At 53.2% G+C, this 20856-nt stretch carries 18 protein-coding genes; 8 read left to right on the top strand and 10 right to left on the bottom strand.

Going from position 1 to position 20856, the window contains the following annotated elements:
- Positions 1-248: 248 nt before the first annotated feature.
- On the top strand, positions 249-488 hold the full coding sequence (locus AC6I8C_RS21985; RefSeq protein WP_013356499.1) for a hypothetical protein: 240 nt from the start codon (positions 249-251) through the stop codon (positions 486-488).
- Between the two features lie 174 nt (positions 489-662).
- Positions 663-1151, top strand: coding sequence for an Hsp20 family protein (locus AC6I8C_RS21980; RefSeq protein ID WP_497823878.1), 489 nt, complete (start codon positions 663-665; stop codon positions 1149-1151).
- A 72-nt stretch (positions 1152-1223) separates the two neighbouring features.
- Here the strand turns inward: AC6I8C_RS21980 and AC6I8C_RS21975 are convergent, their stop codons facing one another.
- From AC6I8C_RS21975 to AC6I8C_RS21965, 3 genes are all read right to left on the bottom strand, one after another.
- Positions 1224-1988: a MerR family transcriptional regulator gene (locus tag AC6I8C_RS21975; protein ID WP_497823877.1), complete on the bottom strand. Its 765-nt coding sequence runs from the start codon at positions 1986-1988 to the stop codon at positions 1224-1226.
- A 204-nt stretch (positions 1989-2192) separates the two neighbouring features.
- Positions 2193-2402: a CsbD family protein gene (locus AC6I8C_RS21970; protein ID WP_010256969.1), complete on the bottom strand. Its 210-nt coding sequence runs from the start codon at positions 2400-2402 to the stop codon at positions 2193-2195.
- Positions 2403-2575: 173 nt separating this feature from the next.
- Positions 2576-3790, bottom strand: coding sequence for a diguanylate phosphodiesterase (locus tag AC6I8C_RS21965; protein WP_497823876.1), 1215 nt, complete (start codon positions 3788-3790; stop codon positions 2576-2578).
- Positions 3791-4736: 946 nt separating this feature from the next.
- On the opposite strand from AC6I8C_RS21965, the gene AC6I8C_RS21960 reads away from it, so the two are divergent.
- A complete protein-coding gene (locus tag AC6I8C_RS21960; RefSeq protein ID WP_497823875.1) occupies positions 4737-4970 on the top strand; it encodes a DNA polymerase V subunit in 234 nt (77 codons plus the stop codon).
- A 79-nt stretch (positions 4971-5049) separates the two neighbouring features.
- Here the strand turns inward: AC6I8C_RS21960 and AC6I8C_RS21955 are convergent, their stop codons facing one another.
- Entirely contained in the window at positions 5050-5379 is a 330-nt protein-coding gene (locus AC6I8C_RS21955) for a hypothetical protein (RefSeq protein WP_135911163.1), read from the bottom strand.
- A 630-nt stretch (positions 5380-6009) separates the two neighbouring features.
- On the opposite strand from AC6I8C_RS21955, the gene AC6I8C_RS21950 reads away from it, so the two are divergent.
- Entirely contained in the window at positions 6010-7668 is a 1659-nt protein-coding gene (locus AC6I8C_RS21950; RefSeq protein ID WP_497823874.1) for a methyl-accepting chemotaxis protein, read from the top strand.
- A gap of 615 nt (positions 7669-8283) precedes the next feature.
- Entirely contained in the window at positions 8284-10209 is a 1926-nt protein-coding gene (locus AC6I8C_RS21945) for a methyl-accepting chemotaxis protein (protein WP_497823873.1), read from the top strand.
- Positions 10210-10261: 52 nt separating this feature from the next.
- On the opposite strand, the gene AC6I8C_RS21940 is transcribed toward AC6I8C_RS21945, so the two are convergent.
- The 4 genes from AC6I8C_RS21940 to AC6I8C_RS21925 form a co-directional block, all read right to left on the bottom strand.
- Entirely contained in the window at positions 10262-11062 is an 801-nt protein-coding gene (locus AC6I8C_RS21940; protein WP_497823872.1) for an MBL fold metallo-hydrolase, read from the bottom strand.
- A gap of 77 nt (positions 11063-11139) precedes the next feature.
- On the bottom strand, positions 11140-12255 hold the full coding sequence (locus tag AC6I8C_RS21935) for a metallophosphoesterase (protein WP_497823871.1): 1116 nt from the start codon (positions 12253-12255) through the stop codon (positions 11140-11142).
- Positions 12256-12497: 242 nt separating this feature from the next.
- Entirely contained in the window at positions 12498-14825 is a 2328-nt protein-coding gene (locus tag AC6I8C_RS21930) for an FdhF/YdeP family oxidoreductase (RefSeq protein ID WP_497823870.1), read from the bottom strand.
- Between the two features lie 528 nt (positions 14826-15353).
- On the bottom strand, positions 15354-15692 hold the full coding sequence (locus AC6I8C_RS21925; protein ID WP_033785317.1) for a cupin domain-containing protein: 339 nt from the start codon (positions 15690-15692) through the stop codon (positions 15354-15356).
- A 200-nt stretch (positions 15693-15892) separates the two neighbouring features.
- Here AC6I8C_RS21925 and AC6I8C_RS21920 point away from each other — a divergent pair, with 200 nt between their 5' ends.
- Complete coding sequence (locus AC6I8C_RS21920; protein ID WP_497823869.1) at positions 15893-16630, top strand: 2-phosphosulfolactate phosphatase; 738 nt, start codon at positions 15893-15895, stop codon at positions 16628-16630.
- A gap of 44 nt (positions 16631-16674) precedes the next feature.
- Here AC6I8C_RS21920 and yajD read toward each other — a convergent pair whose 3' ends face one another.
- Positions 16675-17022: an HNH nuclease YajD gene (gene yajD / locus AC6I8C_RS21915; protein WP_013356513.1), complete on the bottom strand. Its 348-nt coding sequence runs from the start codon at positions 17020-17022 to the stop codon at positions 16675-16677.
- Positions 17023-17256: 234 nt separating this feature from the next.
- Positions 17257-17424 carry a hypothetical protein gene (locus tag AC6I8C_RS21910; protein ID WP_167493470.1) on the bottom strand — a complete coding sequence of 56 codons (168 nt, stop codon included), beginning with the start codon at positions 17422-17424 and terminating at the stop codon, positions 17257-17259.
- Between the two features lie 43 nt (positions 17425-17467).
- Between AC6I8C_RS21910 and AC6I8C_RS21905 the strand changes: the two genes are divergently transcribed.
- Together AC6I8C_RS21905 and AC6I8C_RS21900 are read left to right on the top strand one after the other, a co-directional pair.
- Positions 17468-17632 carry a hypothetical protein gene (locus AC6I8C_RS21905; protein WP_156105749.1) on the top strand — a complete coding sequence of 55 codons (165 nt, stop codon included), beginning with the start codon at positions 17468-17470 and terminating at the stop codon, positions 17630-17632.
- A gap of 77 nt (positions 17633-17709) precedes the next feature.
- On the top strand, positions 17710-20814 hold the full coding sequence (locus tag AC6I8C_RS21900) for an efflux RND transporter permease subunit (RefSeq protein ID WP_497823868.1): 3105 nt from the start codon (positions 17710-17712) through the stop codon (positions 20812-20814).
- The last annotated feature ends 42 nt before the right edge of the window (positions 20815-20856 follow it).

Genomic DNA, 20856 nt, shown 5'->3' with positions numbered 1-20856 from the left:
TAACAGGATAATTCCTGGCGGAAGAAATAAAGCATTCTAAGGAAATAGGAAAAGCGCTGTCAGGACGAAATATGCCGCTTCGCTTACGGGAAAATTTCGCTTAATTGTTGATTCTGAAATTTGACATTTAAGCAAAATAGTCAATTATTCTCTGGTCTTTCGCTCTGAGCGCTTTCAGGCCGCTTCGCTTCAACTGCTGGCGAAGCGCTGTGCTTTTGCGTTTTTAATCATGTTGAAGGAGTCTTTGTTTGGTTAATCGTCCCCCCAAGCCGCCTGTGGTTGTCCAGAGTAATGTGCGTGAACTTCGTCTTGCCGCTGGCCTCTCACAACAGAGCGCCGCTGAGCGTTTTGACCTTAGCCTGAGAGTCTGGCAAACCAAAGAAGCGGCAGGTAATCCGACGCTACTTAGCCAGGGTGAATATGAACTGCTGTTATTACTGGCGGGTTGTCATCCCCATTTCACTCTTGCGCCTCAGAGCAAAAAGTAACGGCTCAGTGAATACCCTGAAATGGTTTTCTGTGATAACCGGCCGTACAGTCACGTTAAAAAAATTCTATTAAGCCACTTGAAAGCGGATAACCGATCCCTATTTTAGCGATGATCGGGAATATCATACCGGTCAGATGAACTTTTGGATGAACCTGTTCAGGAGATTATCACCATGTCAGTACAACAGTTTTCTGTTTTTCCTTCGCTGACGGACTCTGTCTTTTCAGACCGTTTTAACCGTATCGATAAATTGTTCAGCCAGCTGACTGGCGACAATCCGGTGACGTCAGCTCCCGCTTACGATCTGCAGCGGGTTGAGGATAACCAGTACACGCTGACTGTCAGCGTACCCGGCTGGAAAGAGCATGAGCTGGAGATAGAATTACGTGGCGGCCGGCTTTCGGTGGCAGGTCACCGGGATGATGCATCTGGGAAGTCGTCCGGCAAAGCCCGGCAGGAAAACAGCGGCTGGATCCATCGCGGCATTTCCCGGCACGATTTCCAGCTAAGCTTTTCGATTCCGGAGCATATGAAGGTGATCGGTGCCAGTCTGGCAGACGGTTTACTCAGCATTGATTTGATCCAGGAGATACCGGAGAGCGAGAAACCGCGCCGTATCCCGATTGCGATCGGCGGACCACAAACGCTGGAACATCAGTAATGTGAACAGGGCGGAAGCGGCTCAGGCTGTTTCTGCCCTTTTAACTGCTGGCAGGGAAGAAGATCAACCGCGTCAGGCGCTGGCAGACATAGCGCAGACAGGGGTTTGCAATTCGGTATTTGTTCCGGTCAGCATAACGGGATCACCCGCCTCCAGGCTGGCGTGAAATGCCGCCTTCATCGATGCACTGATACCATCGCCACACCACATCAGATGATGCTCAAAGCGTTGAAGCGCTACAGCGGGAACACCGCATGCGGCCGCTGCGACTTCAACCCGAAAGCCCTGTCCGTTGAGCCGTATCGCCTCCATCCAGATCTCGGTTTCATCCGTTACGCTGACCGCTTCAAGAAACAGCGGTACGGTGCTGCGTCGCCGTGCGGCCAGCGACAGGCGATCCCACTGGCCGATGACGGCATTATGAAAACGCTGCTGACGCTGGGCTGCTCCTTCGCTGAGGTCAGAACGCAGCCAGAGGTTAAGCGGCCGCAGATAGCGATTAACATAGTCATCGCCACAGTAGTCGGTATTCATCATCTGCAGTTCACGCTCAACATCTGCGTCCGGATTGTTCGCCAGCAGTTGCAACATGTCCTCTTCCCGGCAGGCCCAGCCGCCGGGCAGCGTGACGCTGGGCCAGTTAAGGGCAGCATGGATATCAAACAGCGTATGGCCTCCTGATGTCATTTCACGAACGCAGAGCGCGCGCGTGAGCTGCTGATCTGAGTAGCCAGCAGGGCCAGGCGGTGTGATCAGCCCGGCCCGGCGCCAGCGACGCAGGGTTTCAGGAAGAACACCGACGAGACCACATATGGTGTCGGTAGAGTGATGAGGCATAGTTGATGTCCGTGAAGCGTAGCGATCCCCCGATCGGGAAAGATGGCCGCAGTATGCGCGCCAGGAATAAATAAATAAAGAAACAATCATTTCCATAATCTGTCTCTGCGACAGGTGCAGAGATGTCAGTGAGTCAATGAACAGATGGAGAGGGAGCTGACAGGCAGGTGCCGGGCGCAGAGACGCCCGGCGATTAAGAACGCTTTACCAGTGGTACTTGTTGGAATCTTCCCACTCTTTCACTTCTTTTTCGGCACGGTCTTTCTCGTAGCCGTAGCGTTCCTGAATTTTACCGACCAGCTGATCGCGCTTCCCTTCTACAACGGTCATATCATCATCCGTAAGATCACCCCATTTTTCCTTGACCTTACCTTTGAACTGCTTCCAGTTGCCGCCAATGCGATCTTCGTTCATGGTGATTCTCCCAATTCCGGTTGTTATCCAGAGACCTGATGAATATCTGTCCTGCCAGAAGGCTGTCAGATGGATCAAGCATGGCACAGCTTTTGCTTTTTGCAGCGAAGCGGTGTGAGCCGCTTCAAACTATAAGCAAAAGGGCAGGTGGGGGAGTGTTTCTGTCGGGCAAATTACGGGTGTCGTGCAGGCCAGCTCACGGCAGGCAGGGCATTAAGGGCAGGGCGGGCAAACAGAAAGCCCTGGTAATAGCGGACCCCGGCACCTTCCAGCCAGAGCCACTCTTCCATTTTCTCGACGCCTTCCGCAATGACTGTGATTTCCAGCGCCTGGCAGCATTTAAGGATGGCCAGCACAATCGCCTGACGCGGGCCGCTGCGATGAATATCGGTTATCAGCTTGCGATCGATCTTAACTTTGTCGGGCTGGAAATCGGCCAGCAGCGACAGGCCGGCAAAACCGGCACCAAAATCATCAAGGGCCAGGCTGATTCCGGCTGCTTTCAGCTGCCGCACAGCAAACTGAAAGGCATCGAAGCGGGAGATGACCTCATCTTCAGTCACCTCAACCACCACCTGCTCAGGGCGCAATCCCTGTTGCCTGATCTGCTGAATGAGATGGTCAACCGCATCGTCGATCACTACCAGCGACATAGGCAGCAGGTTGACGGAGATCGTCTGCTCCCGCAGGCCGAGATGTCTGGCCAGCTGAAACGCGTAGGTTTTAGAATGGAGGTCCGCCTGATAACGCTCACCTTCCGGCAGCTGTGAAAAGTAGTCTGCGGGTGGTGCGCCCTGAAGACCGCGTATCAGAGCTTCGCAGGAGACAATCCGGCGATTCGCTGCGTCTACGATAGGCTGAAGCGCAAATTCACAGCGCTGATCCGCTGCAGGCTGCAGGGGGGGCCGGGCACTGACGGTAAGGGGTGCAGTCAGTGTCCACTCGCTGGCAGGGGCAATCCCGATAAACGTCTCTTTATCTCTGCCTTCGACAAAAGAACGCAGGAACTTCACTACCCGGTCATGTCTGATTCGTTCATCAGTCAGGGTGACCCGTTTAAGCAGGGCTTCCACGACGCTATGTTTCTGATAGTCACGTAAATCAAATAAGGCCATACCGGCATGACCAAAGCGACGTGCAGGGGCATAATCTCGCATCAGTTCAATCAGATTAAAATGCCGCTCATCCCGACTGATACGCTGGAACACCGTGTGAACGTTCTCGACGCTCCCTTCAAGCACCTGAAAAAAGTGCTGCCCGTCATAGAGCAATATTCCGGTGACTTCAGCTTCAGCGTTTTTGATACTGGCGCGCTCCACCAGCGCTTTAAGCTTCTCTGGCGAGACCGAACCCGCAAGCTGGCTACGGTAAATCAGGGTGGAGAGCATAAGCAGACTCACATGGCAGGAAGTTACTTATTAACCATACCACAGAAATATTGATGGTTAAGGGCATAACTGCGGCCAATATATCGTTCTGATTGCGGCATCAAACCGGGCACAGGGCAGGGAAATACTTCAGGCATTAAGCACACACATGTCAGATGGCGTCTCGATAATAAACCGGCGAATAAGCAGAGATAAAAGAAAAGCCCCCGCAAAAGCGGGGGCGAAGAGCGAATATAGCGCATTATTATAACGTCACGACATCCCTGGTGAGGCGCCGGTCATTCGGTTTGTGCCTGATTATTACGCGCTTTATATTCTCCATACCATGTTGTTCTTGCGGGATGATTACGCGGCTAAAAATCAGTTTCTCTGATATTTCAGAAAATTGTCCTGATATTCAATCAACTGGTTTGCGTTTTTAATCATATCAGCGCAGCCATTGAATTATCAGGTTACAAATCCACCACTTTTCCAGTCGTAATCTTAACGTCTTCAGCAGGTTTAACCGGCACGCGTAAACATCACCGGTCTGCAGAGTTAACTGCGTGTCGACATCTGCAGTATCTGAAAAAGTGCCCCCTTTAAAGGGGGGCAAGGGTAGGAGTCAGATCGCTCTGAAACAGAAGTGGATTTCGTTGCAGAGCCATTTAAAGATAGGGCAAAACCGCTGTTATTTCCGCTGCGGTTAACCTTTTTTTTAGTTAGATATCAAATAATTAAAATGCTTACAATATAAAATAATTAGCAGGATCAGTCAGTTAATCAGATATGAAAACGATTACTAAGATTAGGATTAAAGTCCTGATCTGCCTGCGGCTACGGCTATTAATGGCCATAATTCCGGCATCCAAAGCATGTGAATGCAGACTTGACCGCCTGATGGATTAAATATACTGTTCATGCATACAGCACTATTTCAAACAAAAGCCGTTGTGGAGTCTATGTGATGTCACAGGATGATGAGATCTGGCATGCGTTCAGAAACGCGACAAGACAGGATGATGCCGGTCAGTTTACGGTCAGCACCCGGGATTTTGTGGCGGAGCTGCAACAGCGCAACGCACCTCATACACTGCGGGCCGCAAATACCTGGATCGAGATGCATATCACAACCTTCAGTGATATTTCTGTTGAGCCTGGTGAGTGTCGGTTGTTTCAGATGCCTGCGGCGCACAGTTAACACGCGCCGCAGAACGGGAAATAACACCATAGTGCAGGTATTTCAGCCAGGCTGTTCTGGCAGATGCGACTGAATGGCTTCAGAGCCTGGACGAATGACGACCCATATCTGACCGATCCTGATAGTTAGGATTAGCGGGATAGCTCTTCTCGCAGGCCATGCGTGCCAGGTTTAGCGCAACTTTACGCTTTTTAAGCTTTAACTTTGGCAGCCACTCTTTGAACTGCGCCGTCAGCGACGCTGCCTGCTGTTCAGTTGTGACGCGACAGATAAACAGCTTGCTCTTCGTCTGGCGGCTGACATCAATGGCGTAGATTTCAAAGCCAGCACTGCACTCTTCATATTCAACATCTGTAAACTGCATGTGTGGCCAAAGACCGGTTCTGGTTTCAAATGTGGCTAAATCCATGAGAACTACCTTTTTTATTGTAAGCGATATTGCTGCGCGACAGACTTAAGCCTGGTCGGGCCAGTGAGCATAGACCAGAATCAGCATTCCGCCAGTGAATTCCCTGATTTAATCTGGCCCTGACACAAATGGCTAAAATCTCAGAGATGTACCGCCCGTGTTCATCCGGCTACGTTCACACGTATCAGTTAATCTGATGACACGCGCCCATTTCGAATGTTTGTCGCCGGCAACGCCTGTTATTCGCAGCACTGAAGTTGCAGGATCTGTTGCCCTCTCTCATGATGTTGACGTGCCTCTTACCAATAATTATCGTCAGCCATCCTGTTGAATTAGCAGGCTAATCATCAGATCTCAACTGACAGCATCTCAAGCCTGATCCTGACCATCGGGTTGTGTAAACAGCGTGTAAGCAGGCAGGCAGATTTTCGTCAGCATGCGTTATTAAAGGGGAAAGATGAAAGGGGATCACTCACTGAGAACGTCGTGAACTAGTTCATTCTGTTACAGACGCAAGGAAAAATAAAAAAATATATCCTCCACGATTGATTAAAGCCCTGCAGACGAAAGCCGATAAAAACAATCCAGTTCAAACCAGGTTCACACTTATTTTCTTTCCAGGGGACGTTTATGACTATTACACAGCGTCTGGTATTGATTTTCTCACTGCTTGCAATGTCACTGATTGCACTGGTGATTATTTCTTTATCAGTGATTTCGGGCTTTCAATCCCGTTTTGAATACGTACAGATGAATGCGATACCCAGCATTCGTGACCTTAACAAATCGATCAGTGTCACTAATCAGATAGGGATTGCTCTTTATCGCCACCAGAGCACTAACGATGCGACAAAACTCCCTGCTGCGGAAGAGCGCATTGAAAATCTGCTTCAGCAGGTTAAATCACTGAATGATTATTACATGGCGAATGACATCTCCAGTGATGAAGATAAAGCGATGACCGAGCAGGCCTATAAAAATCTGGATGCGGTTCGCAGCGCATTACCGGCATTTCTTGCCGCGTCACGCGCCCATAATGATGCGGTCACGCTTCCGTTACTCCAGAGTGATAATGGTGTAGGGGCTGCTGCCCGTAAAATGGAAGCGGATTTCACCCGTCAGATTCAGCTGAATATTGATATTGGCGAACAGCTCAGGGCTGAGAACAAGCGCATTTATTCGCAAACGCTGTGGGCGATGTCTGGTGGTTCGCTGCTGCTTGTTCTGCTGCTGGCCGGTTTCTCCGCTAAGGTGATCCTCGGCATTAAAAGAAGCCTCTCAGGCATCGTCAACACCATGACACAGGTGAGTCATACGCTTGACCTGACCCATACCGCGGAAGTCAGCAGTAAGGATGAGATCGGCAAAACGGCGATGGCGTTTAACCAGTTGCTGTCACGCGTTTCCGGCACGCTGCTTTCGGTCAGTCACGCCGCGCAATCGGTCAGTGCCGGATCCACGCAGATTGCTGCAGGTAACGAAGATCTTTCCGCGCGTACTGAAGAGCAGGCGGCATCTCTGGAGCAGACAGCAGCCAGCATGGCGACGCTGAGCGAAACGGTTCGTCAGAACTCAGAAGGCGCGCATCAGGCCAGCAGCCTGGCGAATAACGCCAATCACATGTCGATCCAGAATGGCACGTCAGTGAAGCAGATGCTCAACACCATGGATGAAATCCGCGCCAGCTCAGCCAAAATTTCTGAAATCACCGGGCTGATCGAAGGTATCGCTTTCCAGACCAATATCCTGGCACTGAATGCGGCAGTCGAAGCAGCACGTGCAGGTGAACATGGTCGCGGTTTTGCTGTGGTCGCGTCTGAAGTGCGTAATCTGGCGCAGCGTTCCTCGTCTGCCGCACGTGAAATCAAAGACCTTATTTCAACGTCGGTTTCACAGGTGGAGCACGGTTTAGAGCAGGCCAGCGGCGTGGGATCAAACAGTGAAAATGTCCGTCAGGCGATTCAGCAGGTAGCCGATCTGGTCAATGAAATCGCCGCGGCGACGTCTGAGCAGAGCAAGGGCATTGAGCAGGTTCATCAGGCGATCGGCCAGATGGATGAGGTGACGCAACAGAACGCCTCACTGGTAGAAGAGGCTTCATCCGCCTCTAAATCCCTGCAGGAGCAGGCAGAGACGCTGTCAGGGCTGGTAGCGACCTTTACACTGGAGAGCAACCAGCGTGCCGCGCAGTCGCAACAGCCCGCTGGTGTACGCCGTCCGGTACTGCAGGCGAAGCAGCCTGAGCGCCACACCGTCGACATGACTCAGGCAAACTGGGAAAGTTTCTGATAGCTGAGCAGTAAAATCCTGGCCTCCACACTGTGGGGGCTTTTTTTTATCTTTTATGAGCGAAATAAGAATAATTTTTATTCAAATAAAAATGAAATGAAATCGATTTCATTATTAAAATGTCCTGCCGGAATTAACTCTTTAGAGTGAGGTGAGACTGTGTCGATATTTATAAGAAAAGAGTTCGTCAGGGTTAATAGCGTAATGGAAATTGATTCGATACAGTGCGGATGTCTGTTATCGGCGATAGATGCATTAACTTGAATTTCTTTATTTTCATAACGGTGATGCTGAAGTCAGGCTTACGACTAAAAATACCGATATGTGCATTATTATTTTATATTATTGATATATATCATTATTTTAAGATTTAACTTAGGTGAAACTTGCAGTAAATATCGTCATTTTATTCACTGTAAAATAACGTACCGCAATCTATACTCCTTTCTGTTGCGATATGCATTTCTGAATTTTTATACCCAACCCCTTTCTTCATGGCGATATTGCGTTGCATGAGGCGTCTCTGGCTATGTCAAAGAAAGGGTAAAAATAATATGACACGAGCAATTTTGTGCACTACTCACCTGCACGCCCCACACATCAGAGCGGAAAAGAATGAAAAAAATACTCGACCGGATTAATTTGCCAGCAAAATTCCTGTTACTGGGAGCCTTTGCACTGGTGTTATTTATTTTACCTACCTTTCTGTTTATTCAGACAGGCAACCAGCTTATTGATACCAAAAAAGTCGAACTCACCGGTATTCCGGTTGAGAAAAAAGTCCTGCAGCTGCTGAACCTGCTGCAGCGCCATCGGGCGGAAAGCGCTATAGCGATTGGCCAGAACAAAATGGATAATCCGCCGCGCCTGGCCCTGGTCACACAGATCAACAGCTTATCTGACAGCATTGCTGCCGATTTGCGTCAGAGCGATGAGCAGGCTCAGCCATTAAAGCGCCTTGAGCAGGTTAATCAGGAGTGGCGTCAGCTGCAGGAAGATCTCAATGGCGGCCGGCTGACCCTGGCGAGCAGCCTGACGCGGCATACTCATCTGATCCAGGTGCTCCTGGACACCAGTCAGGATGTACTGGATTTTTATCAGCTTTCGCTGGATGCCGATTTAAACACCTATCAGTTGATCGTCAGCATTTACAGCCGCCTGCCGCTGCTCACTGAAACCCTGGGTCAGATTCGCGGGAATGGTGCTTCGCTGATTGCCAGCGGTAAAGCATCGGATGCCGATCGCAGTCGTCTGGCATTCCAGATAGATAATGGCAAAACGGCCTTATCACAGTTCAGCGGCAATATGGATAAGGTGTTCATGATTGAACCCGATCTTAAGACGACCTTTGGTGACCTGGCGGAGAATGCGAAACAGCAGGCTCTGAGTGCATTACAGCTGGCTGAGGGTGCCATTGTAACCGGACAGGTCAGCATTACCCCGGTTGAATATGTACGGGTCTTAACTGAGGCGATCAACCGCTACGGCATGCTGAGTACCCAGAGCAGTGCCCGTTTGCAGGAGTTACTGCAATCGCAAATTGATACACGTCGTCAGGCACAGTATCTGCTGCTGGCGGGCTTGCTGGCGATTGCCGTGCTGTCCATCCTGCTGGCAGCTATGATCACCCGTTCTGTCACCCGCCCGGTCAAAGAAGCGGTCGAAGTGGCCAGTCGCGTCGCGGCGGGCGATCTGACAGCACAGCTGACGATTTCCGGCAGTAATGAAATGGCTGAACTGCTGAATGCGCTGATGCGGATGCAGCAGCGTCTTGCCCAACTGGTTTCGGATATCAAAGGCAACGCCGCCACCATCGCCAACTCTTCGGAAGAGATTGCCCGTGGCAATGGCGACCTTTCGTCACGCACCGAACAGCAGGCGGCTTCACTGGCTGAAACAGCGGCCAGCATGGAACAGCTGGCATCAATTATTCAGCAGAATGCGGATAACACCCGCTTTGCCTCTGATCGCGCAGAATCAGCGACGCAGGCGGCACTGTTAAGCGGCGCGGCGATGGATTCCGTGATGCAGACCATGCACAAAATCCGCGGCAGTTCGGGTCAGATTGAAGAGATCACCTCCGTGATCGACAGCATCGCCTTCCAGACCAATATTCTGGCACTGAACGCAGCGGTTGAAGCGGCGCGCGCCGGTGAGCAGGGCAAAGGTTTTGCGGTTGTCGCATCCGAAGTGCGTGCGCTGGCACAACGTTCAGCCAGTGCAGCAAAAGAGATCAAGAGCCTGATTGAGCAGTCGGTCGGTCACGCGCAGGAAGGGATTGCGATGGCGCAGAACGCAGGCGACAAAGTGAAGCAGAGCGTCAGTGCTATTGAACAGACCTCTCAGCTGATGCGTGATATCTCTTCTTCATCTGAGGAGCAGAGCAGTGGTATTTCGCAGGTCAACATTGCAGTGAACCAGATGGATCAGGTGACGCAGCAGAACGCCGTGCTGGTGGAAGAGTCGGCCTCCTCTGCTGATGAGCTTGCTGCACGCGCAGGGCAGTTGCGTACCATGGTTGCGGTGTTCCAGACGGCATAATGGTGTTAAAACAGCCGCCACCTGTGGGCGGCTGTTATTCTCTCAACGCCTGCTACGCCTGATGATCGCGCAGACAGGCCAGATAGGTTTCTCCCGACTGCATCACTTTCTCTTTCGCCTGCTTACGAATATCCTGACCTTCAAACGCGCCATAAAGCTGCCCGAATGTTACGTCATCAAGCCGATGCAGGATGTCGCCTACAGTGGCGGCGGATAGCGGCAGCATATTTGGGTAGCTCCACATAAACGACACGCCATGCGCACCCGGCGTGACCTGAATGATATCCCCCGCCAGCATCACCCCTTCGCCCTCGTCCCAGTGCAGCACGCTGCCACCGGGAAAGTGGCCGCCCAGCCGTAACAGCGTCACACCCGGCATCAGCGCCAGTGAATCTTCCTCCCAGAACCGGATATGCGGGCTCTCCCGGACAATCCATTGCCGATCGCGGGCGTGCAGATGCAGGGGCGCGTTAAACGCCTCAGCCCATTCCTGCATGGTGGTGTAGTAGTGCGGATGAGAAATTGCGATAGCATCAATGCCGCCCAGCGCGGCGATCAGCGTGTACGTGGCGTCATCAAGGTTAGCGATGCAGTCCCAGAGCACGTTGCCGTGCGGCGTACGCAGCAGAAAGGCACGCTGATTAATGGCAAATTCAGGCACGGTTTTAAGACTTAACAACGCATCGCTGTGGGCCGTCCACTTATTCGCGTGGCTGGCGCGCAGCGCGTCAAACGCGATCCAACCCTGACCCGCAGCCGGAACGTACTGACGTTCATCCTCACAGATTTTACAGTGCTGATTCGGGGCTTCAGAGGGATAAGCCGTCCCGCAGGCGGTACATAACATCGTCATGGTGATCTCCTTTGTCTCACTCAAGCTTATGCATACCTGCGAAAACCGCACTTTCCTGACGTAATTTCGTCAGACGATTACCGCTGGCGGCGCAGCGTAATCCGCGTCAGTTCCGAGGGACGGCCCAGCCTGACCGCCATGCCTGGCCAGAGTGCGGTGCCGTTATTCACATAGAGCTGCATTCCGCCAACCTGATAAAGCCCGGACACAAACCCGGCGTTGGGTTTAGCAAACAGCCGGTCCAGTCCGATAATCAGCCCGCCATGCGTATGCCCTGAAAGCTGCACATCCACGCCCTGCGCTGCGTTCTGGCGGGCATTGCGCGGCTGATGATCCAGCAGGATCACCGGTGCGTTTTCAGGTGCCTGCGCCAGCGCGCGGGCCAGGTCGGGACCGGTTGCATTTCTGCCGGGTGCGGAGGCGTCCGGCAGACCGGCAATCACCAGCTTTGCCGCGCCGCGCTGGATGACGGTATGGCTGTTGAGCAGCGGCTGCAGCCCCAATGACGCCAGATGGGCCGTCCAGACTGTCTGATGGAAGAAATATTCGTGGTTACCGGTAATCGCCCATACGCCGTCAGGAGCGGCCAGCCCGCGCAGCGGTGCGACATCATGCCGCCTGTGTTCCAGGCTGCCATCGATCACATCGCCCGTTACCACAATCAGATCGGCGTTGAGAGACATCGCTCGCTCAACCATCGCGGCGGTCCAGGCCGCATTAAACAACCGCGTGATATGAAGGTCGGTCAGCTGCAACAACTTATAGCCCTCAAACTCAGCAGGCAGGTTGGGCAGGACCAGTGTTACCTCTTTGACTGGCGGCACGCGTATCGCCTGCTGTACCCCAACGGCAGCCAGTACCATCGCCAGCACCACAGCCAGATAGCGAACACCGGGCGCCAGTTCCAGCGGATGCCGCAACAGCAGCGCGATCAGCATGACCGCATCCATCAGCATCTGCAGCAGCGCCAGCAGCAGCACGGTGCTGTACGCCCAGTTAAACAGGATGATGATAATGCGGGGCATCTCGGCGGAGAAAATACCGCCCGACGTAAAGCGGCTTACCAGCAGATATTGTGAGGCCAGTAAAACCAGTGCGGAGAGCAGGATCTTGATTGCCAGTGGCAGGGATAAGGGAATGATGACGCGCGCAATAACATACCAGCTGGGTAAGCTGAAAATCAGGTGAAACATGGCAGTCTTCCGGTAGGGCGCTGAATATCCGCGCAGGCAAATAAGAGACAATCGTTTATGAAGCTGTTTTCAGCACATCAGTGTATACGATGCTGCCGTTCGGGTTACTTCGCGCGGGGTGCTTTACCGTTGATAAAAGAGTTTGAGAGCCTAAAAAAGGATGCCAGCAGGCCGCAAAAACAAAAAACAGCGTGACCGGAACACCGGGCACGCTGGCAATATTAACTGTCTGGCAGGTCAGACTAGCGAAGAATACCTGAGGTGGTGTGCGTCTCGTCGGTTACGCGCGTCATAGCGATCGGAATACTTTTATAGGCGGGAATGCCGCTTTTGGTATCGTGGCTGTCGAGCGGAACCATCACATTAGCCTCCGGGTAGTAAGCGCCGACTGAACCCGGTGCCATATCAATAATCACGATGGTCAGGTTTTTCATCTGACGCGAGGTGGGATTACCCTCCGGATCCAGCGCCATAAGATCGACACGGTCACCCACACGCAGCTCTCGTTTCTCCGCCTCTTCCGCATTGATAAACAGCACATCGCGACGGCCCGTCACCCCACGATAACGGTCGTTCAGTCCATACAGCGTGGTGTTGTACTGATCGTGACTGCGCAGGGTGGTGAGTACCAGATCATGGCATTTCAGCGAGCGGGGATCTTCGTTGATGCCCTGCATCACTTTAAACTGCGCACGACCGGAAGGCGTGAGCCAGACGCGTTCTGATGCGGCGTTATGGAGCCGGAAACCACCCGGATGCTTAATCCGCTCGTTGAAGTTTTCGAAAGCCGGGAACACGGCTTCAATGGCATCACGGATGCGGCTGTAATCGGCGACCATGGCTGACCAGTCAACCACGCTGTCTGGCAGGGTTGCCTTAGCGAGTGAGGCGACCAGCGCCGGTTCAGATTTCAGATGGGGTGAAGCCGGGTTTAGCGAACCGCGCGAGGCGTGTACCATCGACATCGAATCTTCAACGGTCACACTTTGCGCGCCGGTCGCCTGAACATCGGTCTCAGTCCGGCCCAGCACCGGCAGCAGATAGTTATGTTTTCCAAGTAACAGGTGTGAGCGATTAAGCTTGGTGGCCATATGCACCACCAGATCCAGCTTGCGCATGGCCGGGAATGTCACCTGGGGATCGGAGATTGCCTCTGCCAGGTTACCGCCCAGGCAGAGCAGCGCTTTGGCTTTACCATCGCGCATCGCCTTGATCGCCTCGACAGCGCCATGACCATGTTCCTGTGGCGGACGGAAACCAAAGACCTTTTCAATGCTATCCAGCAGCGACTGCGGCGGGATCTCAGTGATGCCCACTGTGCGGTCACCCTGAACATTGGAGTGACCGCGTAACGGACAGATCCCCGCACCCGGCTTACCGATGTTGCCGCGCATCAGCAGTAGGTTCGCGATTTGCTGGACGTTCTGCGTACCGTACTGGTGCTGGGTAATTCCCATGCCATAACAGATGATGGTTCGTTCAGCGCTGGCGTAGAGCCGGGCGATATGCTGGATCTCCTCACGCGCCATGCCCGAGACTTTCAGGATATGCTCCCAGTCCGTGCTTTCCAGGTCGGCTTTCAGGGCGTCAAAGCCTTCAGTGTGCTCAGTAATAAATGCTTCATCAATCACGCCGGGTTCGCCTTTGCTCAGCGCCTCCTCGTGCATAGTGAGCAGGATCTTCATCACCCCTTTCAACATCGCTGCGTCACCGCCAACCCTGACCTTGTAGTAGGTCGATGCCAGCTCAGTGGAGCTCATTGACAGCATCTCAATCGGGCTCTGCGGCGAAGTAAAGCGCTCCAGCCCACGTTCACGCAGCGGATTGATCGCCACAATAGTGGCACCGCGTTTCGACACTTCCCGTAGCGTGCCCAGCATGCGCGGATGGTTGGTACCTGGATTGTGACCGATACAAAGCACCAGGTCGCAGTGATCAAAATCTTCCAGCTCTACCGTTCCTTTGCCGACGCCAATTGACTCCGGCAGCCCGACACTGGTCGGTTCATGGCACATGTTTGAGCAGTCGGGGAAGTTATTGGTGCCATATTCGCGGGCGAAAAGTTGCCACAGAAACGCCGCTTCATTGGAGGCGCGTCCCGAGGTATAAAACTCTACGCTGTCCGGATCGTCGTAGCTGCGCAGATGCTCTCCAATCTCCCGGTACGCCGTCTCCCATTCGATGGGCTGATAGGTATCCGTAGCGGCATCGTACTTCATCGGATGGGTCAGGCGGCCTTCGCCCTCCAGATGCAGTGCGCTGCGCTCCCACAGTTCAGTCACGGTATGAGCGGCAAAAAATTCCGGTGTGGTGCGTTTGCTGGTCGCTTCCCAGGAGACGGCTTTTGCGCCGTTTTCGCAGAACTCAAATGATGAGGCATGTTGCGGGTCGGGCCAGGCGCAGCCCGGACAGTCAAAGCCCTGCGGCTGATTAACTTTAAACAGGGCAATCACATCCTGCTTTACTGACATCTGACCGCGGATCGCATCGGCAACCGCCTTTAGTGCGCCCCAGCCACCGGCGGCACCACCATAAGGGGCGATGCCATTTGTGCGATTTTGCTCTTTCATAATGCTCCACATTGTCTCTATTGTTATTGGCTAAGCCTGGTACATAAAAAGGAACAGCAACGTGGATTCTGGCTATTATTCAGCGAAATTTTTTCTCAAAATGTTTCGGTAGGGCCGTGCGCTCTGTTTTTTTGGTATGAAATAAGCGTGAGAGTCACGGGATAATAAACGAGACGGCCATGCGTAATCCCCTGGGAAATTTATCAGGAACAGAAAGTCTGTTATGACTGGCAATAAAGGGATTTTAAGTAACGTATTGTTATAAGTGAATAATAATGCGGTGGTGATTTTGTGGTATTTAAATAATTTGATTTCTTGCAGGTAAAGTCATTACGGTTAATATTTCCAACTGTACGTTAAAGCAGAAAGAATATTCACAACGGCATTATTAGCGTAACGGGAGTCGGGGAAATATAACGGGTCGTTATTACCGCACAAATTAATAATCCGTTCTGGTATTTAAACTATCGTTCAGCAGGTATCTGTCCACATCATGAGACAGCGCCATTGCCCGGCGCTGCTGGCCGATCAGGAGAGGTCAGTACGATCGCCTCGTGTTGTCGGATGAGAAATCACAATAAATTCTACTGGCGCATCGCTGTTATTTCTGGCCTGGTGTTTAGCGTGTGGCGGAATTTCGATTCCCTGTTGCGCACTGATATCATGCACTTCGCCCTCCAGTTCCATCGACAGCACGCCCTGAAGAACAAAGAAAAACTGCCGGGATGAAGCATGATAGTGTCTTTTTTCACGGGTGCCGGGCGGCATTTTTTCATGAATGACTAACATATCTTTGCGGTTCATCAGATACCAGCCATCACACCCGTCCCCCCAGCTATAGTGTTCTGCATTCTCTTTTGAAATCATCATTCTGCGCTCTGGTTATTATTGAAAAGTCTGAAGCCCAGACTAACTATACAAGGCCAGGTTACTGGCCCTCAATTTTAGTGTCGGTAATAACTTCAATGTACTTTGACTGTGCTGATAACTTAATCGGGGATGACCCGCCAATGGCGTGTCGTGGATTGAGCGGCGCACACCTGACAGGCTGTAACGGAGGATGAGATATGCAATGGTGGGATCAGGAGAGATTTAACGTTCGTCTTGAGTGGGGCGATGCTGCCGTCCGCTACGCGGCAAAAGACGTGGAGTGCATCATCATCGTTGATGTGATGTCCTTCTCTACCTGTGTCAGCCTGGCGGTCGATAATGGCGCACAGGTTTATCCTTATCCATGGAAAGATGCATCTGCCATCGGTTTTGCAAACAACATCGGCGCACGACTCGCCAGCTACGACAGACTGTCTGACGCAGGCGGTTTTAGTCTCTCTCCGGCCTCGATTCAGAAAATAGAACAGGGCAAGAAACTGGTTCTGCCGTCTCCCAATGGATCAACGATTTCATTCCTGGCCCGTGATATGGCTGCGGGCGTCACTGTATTCAGCGGCTGTTTCAGGAATCTCACGCAGACAGCAAAAGCCTGTCGCAACTTCGGGCGTATTCTGGTTATCCCCTGTGGAGAGCGCTGGCCCGATGGCACGCTTCGCCCGGCCATAGAGGACTATGCTGCAGCCGGTGGCATTATTGCAGCCATCGGGCATGACCGTTGCTCCCCGGAAGCAGCAGGCGCGGTTGCCGCCTGGCGGCAGCTGAATCTGTTATCTCTTCGCGAATGCGCTTCAGCCCTGGAACTTCAACAGCGCGGATTTCAGGAGGATGTCGATCTCTGTCTGGATCTGGATAGCGCCACGCGGGCCTGCCAGTTGCAAGGCGATTTTTATGCGGCAGGTCCGGAACGGGGCTGAGCCTGTCAGCTCGTTGTTGTCCTGACAGGCTCAACATTCAACGGTTACTTCTTCTTATTCAGCATCGACTTCAGATCGGCAAACGGATTGTAGGTCGCCTCACCCACATCTTTTTGTGCATCCTCGCCAGCCACCACGCGGGTGCCATACTGGTCAGCCTCGGTGTACTTTGAGTGCTCGTGATCGTGACAATAGAGACACAACAACTCCCAGTTGCTGCCATCTTCCGGATTATTAGTGTGGTCGTGATCGATATGATGAACCGTCAGCTCGCGCAGATTTGAATAAACAAATTCGCGTGAGCAGCGCCCACACACCCACGGATAGATTTTAAGTGCTTTCTCACGGTAGCCGCTTTCCAGCCGCGAATAGTTTTTGGGGATCAGAGCCATTGCAGTTATTACCTGTTTTGCAGATGTGTGTTCACGATAGTGCAGCCACTATATCCCACAACGGAACCCGAGGAGAAATCCTCCTGTTACGTGGGAAGAAAGGCTGACAAGCTTAAAGCGATCACCGGCAACTACCCGCTACTGAAAACTTATCCTGTTGCCCGGGCCAGCCTTACCTATCAGCAGCATAGCGAAAGAAACATGATTATTTACCGCTTTGCTTAAAATTCCACGCTAAATATAGTGCCGCACGCCATAAACCGCCCAGAAAATCGCGTTTGCTCCCAGATAAATCCAGCATCCCCAGTAGGCAATAGGTTCACGGCGGGTGCGGAGTTTGGGCAGGAAGATCAGTAAATAGAGAGCAGAGGCGATAAGCGAAACGAAGTAGAAAAATTTCATTGTTCTCTCCTGGTTAATATCCTTTATTTCAGGATAGTCAGGGATGACCATTTTGCTCAGTGCATCATCAGATGCGTTCCACACCGAGGTTTTTGGCAATCACGCCGGAAGTGACCCGTTCTGGCTGCTACAAAGCGAACTGGCGGCACAATGTCGCGATCGGCCCGGTTCAGGAAAAGATAACGTCAGGATGTTTAACCGGATGTAACAACCTATAATCAACGCTGTTTGTTAGCCTGCAGGAATGCAGGTTTTGCACCCGCCCAAAAGGAAGAGATCCCGCTGATGTTTTCTCGTTTTTTTATTTATCGTCCCGTTTTCGCATGGGTTGTTGCCATTTTAATCATGCTGCTTGGCGCGCTCTCCATTACCCTGTTGCCGGTTGAACAATATCCCGATGTTGCGCCGCCTTCGGTGAATATCAGCGCAACGTACACCGGTGCTTCTGCGGAGACGCTGGAGAACAGCGTCACGCAGGTGATCGAGCAGCAGCTTACCGGGCTGGATAATCTGCTCTATTTTACCTCCAGCAGCAGTTCACAGGGGAATGTGTCGGTTACCGTCACCTTCAGTCAGGGCACCGATCCGGACACGGCTCAGGTGCAGGTGCAGAACAAGGTGCAGCAGGCGCTCTCCCGTCTGCCCAGCGAAGTGCAGCAGCTTGGTGTTACCGTCACCAAATCGCAGTCAAACTTCCTGCTGGTGATGGGGTTGTATGACACCACGGGCAAAAGCAACAGCACGGATATCGGTGACTGGCTGGTCAGTAATATGCAGGAGCCGCTGGCCAGGACCGAAGGGGTAGGTGACATCCAGGTGTTCGGCGGTCAATACGCGATGCGCATCTGGCTCGATCCCTTCAAACTAAACTCCTTTGCGTTGCAGCCCTCCGATGTGTCGGCGGCGATACGCTCGCAGAACATTCAGGTTTCAGCCGGTAAAATCGGCGGCCTGCCATCGCCTGATAATCAGCAGCTCACCGCCACGGTCAGAGCGCAGTCGCGACTGCAGACGCCGGATCAGTTCCGAAACATCATCGTCAAAAGCGACAAAAGCGGTGCCATCGTACGCGTGGGTGATGTGGCGCGGGTGGAGCTGGGCGGCGAATCCTATGACATGACCACCCGACTCAACGGGCATCCTGCGGCGGGTGTCGGTGTGATGCTGGCGCCGGGCGCGAATGCGCTGGCCACCGCGACGCTGGTGAAAAACAAAGTTGAAGAGTATCGCCACTCAATGCCGGAAGGTTATGAGGTGGCTTATGCACTCGACAGTACTGACTTCATCAAAATCTCCGTTGAGGATGTGGTGATCACCCTGATCGAAGCGATTGCGCTGGTGGTAGTGGTGATGTACCTGTTCCTGCAGAATATCCGTGCGACGCTGATCCCGGCGCTGGCGGTGCCGGTGGTACTGCTCGGCACCTTTGGCGTACTGGCGCTGTGCGGCTACACCATCAATACCCTGACGCTGTTTGCTATGGTGCTGGCCATCGGGCTGCTGGTGGATGATGCCATCGTGGTCGTCGAAAACGTCGAACGCATTATGCATGACGAAGGTCTGCCGGCGCGTGAGGCAACGGAAAAGTCGATGAAAGAGATCTCCGGCGCGCTGGTGGCTATCGCGCTGGTGCTCTCCGCAGTATTTCTGCCTATGGCCTTTTTCGCCGGGTCGACCGGTGTGATTTACCGGCAGTTCTCCATCACCATCATCGCCGCCATGACCTTCTCCGTGGTGGTGGCACTGACCCTGACGCCTGCACTGTGTGGCATGTTGCTGCGGTCGACCTCACCCCATCGTAAAGGCTTCTTTGGCGGTTTTAACCGCTTTTATGCCGCCACCGAGCGCCAGTATCGTCACAAAGTGGTGAGCACTCTGCGCCGTCCGCTGATCATGGTATCGCTTTATGCGGCAATGGGCGTTGTGCTGTTTGTAATGTTTACCCGCTTGCCGGGCAGCTTCCTTCCGACTGAAGATCAGGGCAGCATCATGCTTCAGGCAACATTGCCAGCGGGTGCCACGGCCAGCCGCACTGAGGCAGTCAATCAGCAGATTGTTGACTGGTTCCTGACTGAAGAGAAACAGAATATTGATGTGGTCTTCACCATCAACGGTTTTAACTTCAGCGGTGCGGCGCAGAATGCCGGTATGGCGTTTATCAAGCTTAAAAACTGGGACCAGCGACCCGGCAGTGAGAACTCTGCCGAAGCGATTGCTGGACGCGCCACCTATGCGCTTGCATCGATTCGGGATGCACAGATCTTTGCGCTGACGCCGCCGTCGGTGCCGGGGCTGGGGCAAAATAATGGCTTCACCTATGAGCTGCTGGCCAGTGGTGGCACTACGCGTGAGCAGCTGGGCAGCCTGCGCGATCAGCTGTTAAAGAGCGCCGCACAAAGCCCGGATCTGATCGGTGTGCGGGCAAATATCCTGCCACAAACCCCGCAGCTGCAGATTGATATCGATACCAGCAAAGCGGTGGCACTGGGACTCCAGCTGGATGATGTGACCGACACGCTGACCAGCGCCTGGGGCGGAGCCTACATCAATGACTTTATCGATCGTGGCCGGGTGAAACGCGTTTATCTGCAGGGCGATGGTCAGTATCGCTCTGCGCCATCGGATCTGGATAAGTGGTACATCCGTAACAGTGAAGGCACCATGACGCCGTTCTCCGCATTTGCTTCGACCCGCTGGACCATGGGGCCGGAAAGTCTTAACCGCTACAACGGTTCTGCCTCCTATGAAATCCAGGGACAAAACGCCGAAGGCTTCAGCTCCGGTGATGCCATGAGCACCATTGAGCGGCTGGCGAATGAACTACCGGCAGGCACGACGGGTGCGTGGAGCGGACTTTCGCTGCAGGAGAAGCAGGCGGGCGGGCAGTCGACCACGCTTTATGCGATCTCGATTCTGGTGGTTTTCCTCTGCCTGGCGGCGCTGTATGAGAGCTGGTCAGTGCCCTTCTCCGTGCTGTTAGCGGTGCCACTCGGTGTACTGGGTACGGTGCTGGCCGTGGCGCTGCGCGGATTAAGCAACGATATCTACTTCCAGGTGGCGTTACTGACCACGGTCGGGCTGACTTCCAAGAACGCGATTCTGATTATCGAATTTGCCGAGGATGCGGTGCGTCGGGGCAGTTCGCTGAGTGCTGCGGCGTTACTGGCGGCACGAACCCGCCTGCGACCGATTATGATGACCTCACTGGCCTTTATCGCCGGGGTGATCCCGCTGGCGGTGGCGACCGGTGCCGGTGCCAACAGCCGCATCGCTATCGGCACCGGTATCATTGGCGGTACGCTGGCAGGCACGGTACTGGCGCTGTTCTTTGTTCCGCTCTTCTTTGTGCTGGTGAAGCACTACCTGACCCGCCATCGCAAAGGCCAATAACGCAGAAAGCCCGTCTGCAGGCGGCTGCAGACGGGCTGGGAT

The organism is Pantoea sp. X-Soil-YNGN-844 (assembly GCF_059730595.1).
The sequence above is the reverse complement of the archived record's forward strand: the minus strand, read 5'-3'. Positions and strand labels throughout refer to the sequence as shown.

Coding starts and splice junctions, on each gene's coding strand:
- AC6I8C_RS21980 (WP_497823878.1), top strand. CDS start 663: ATGTCAGTACAACAGTTTTCTGTTTTTCCTTCGCTGACGGACTCTGTC.
- AC6I8C_RS21975 (WP_497823877.1), bottom strand. CDS start 1,988: ATGCCTCATCACTCTACCGACACCATATGTGGTCTCGTCGGTGTTCTT.
- AC6I8C_RS21970 (WP_010256969.1), bottom strand. CDS start 2,402: ATGAACGAAGATCGCATTGGCGGCAACTGGAAGCAGTTCAAAGGTAAG.
- AC6I8C_RS21965 (WP_497823876.1), bottom strand. CDS start 3,790: ATGCTCTCCACCCTGATTTACCGTAGCCAGCTTGCGGGTTCGGTCTCG.
- AC6I8C_RS21960 (WP_497823875.1), top strand. CDS start 4,737: ATGTCACAGGATGATGAGATCTGGCATGCGTTCAGAAACGCGACAAGA.
- AC6I8C_RS21955 (WP_135911163.1), bottom strand. CDS start 5,379: ATGGATTTAGCCACATTTGAAACCAGAACCGGTCTTTGGCCACACATG.
- AC6I8C_RS21950 (WP_497823874.1), top strand. CDS start 6,010: ATGACTATTACACAGCGTCTGGTATTGATTTTCTCACTGCTTGCAATG.
- AC6I8C_RS21945 (WP_497823873.1), top strand. CDS start 8,284: ATGAAAAAAATACTCGACCGGATTAATTTGCCAGCAAAATTCCTGTTA.
- AC6I8C_RS21940 (WP_497823872.1), bottom strand. CDS start 11,062: ATGACGATGTTATGTACCGCCTGCGGGACGGCTTATCCCTCTGAAGCC.
- AC6I8C_RS21935 (WP_497823871.1), bottom strand. CDS start 12,255: ATGTTTCACCTGATTTTCAGCTTACCCAGCTGGTATGTTATTGCGCGC.
- AC6I8C_RS21930 (WP_497823870.1), bottom strand. CDS start 14,825: ATGAAAGAGCAAAATCGCACAAATGGCATCGCCCCTTATGGTGGTGCC.
- AC6I8C_RS21925 (WP_033785317.1), bottom strand. CDS start 15,692: ATGATTTCAAAAGAGAATGCAGAACACTATAGCTGGGGGGACGGGTGT.
- AC6I8C_RS21920 (WP_497823869.1), top strand. CDS start 15,893: ATGCAATGGTGGGATCAGGAGAGATTTAACGTTCGTCTTGAGTGGGGC.
- yajD (WP_013356513.1), bottom strand. CDS start 17,022: ATGGCTCTGATCCCCAAAAACTATTCGCGGCTGGAAAGCGGCTACCGT.
- AC6I8C_RS21910 (WP_167493470.1), bottom strand. CDS start 17,424: ATGAAATTTTTCTACTTCGTTTCGCTTATCGCCTCTGCTCTCTATTTA.
- AC6I8C_RS21905 (WP_156105749.1), top strand. CDS start 17,468: ATGACCATTTTGCTCAGTGCATCATCAGATGCGTTCCACACCGAGGTT.
- AC6I8C_RS21900 (WP_497823868.1), top strand. CDS start 17,710: ATGTTTTCTCGTTTTTTTATTTATCGTCCCGTTTTCGCATGGGTTGTT.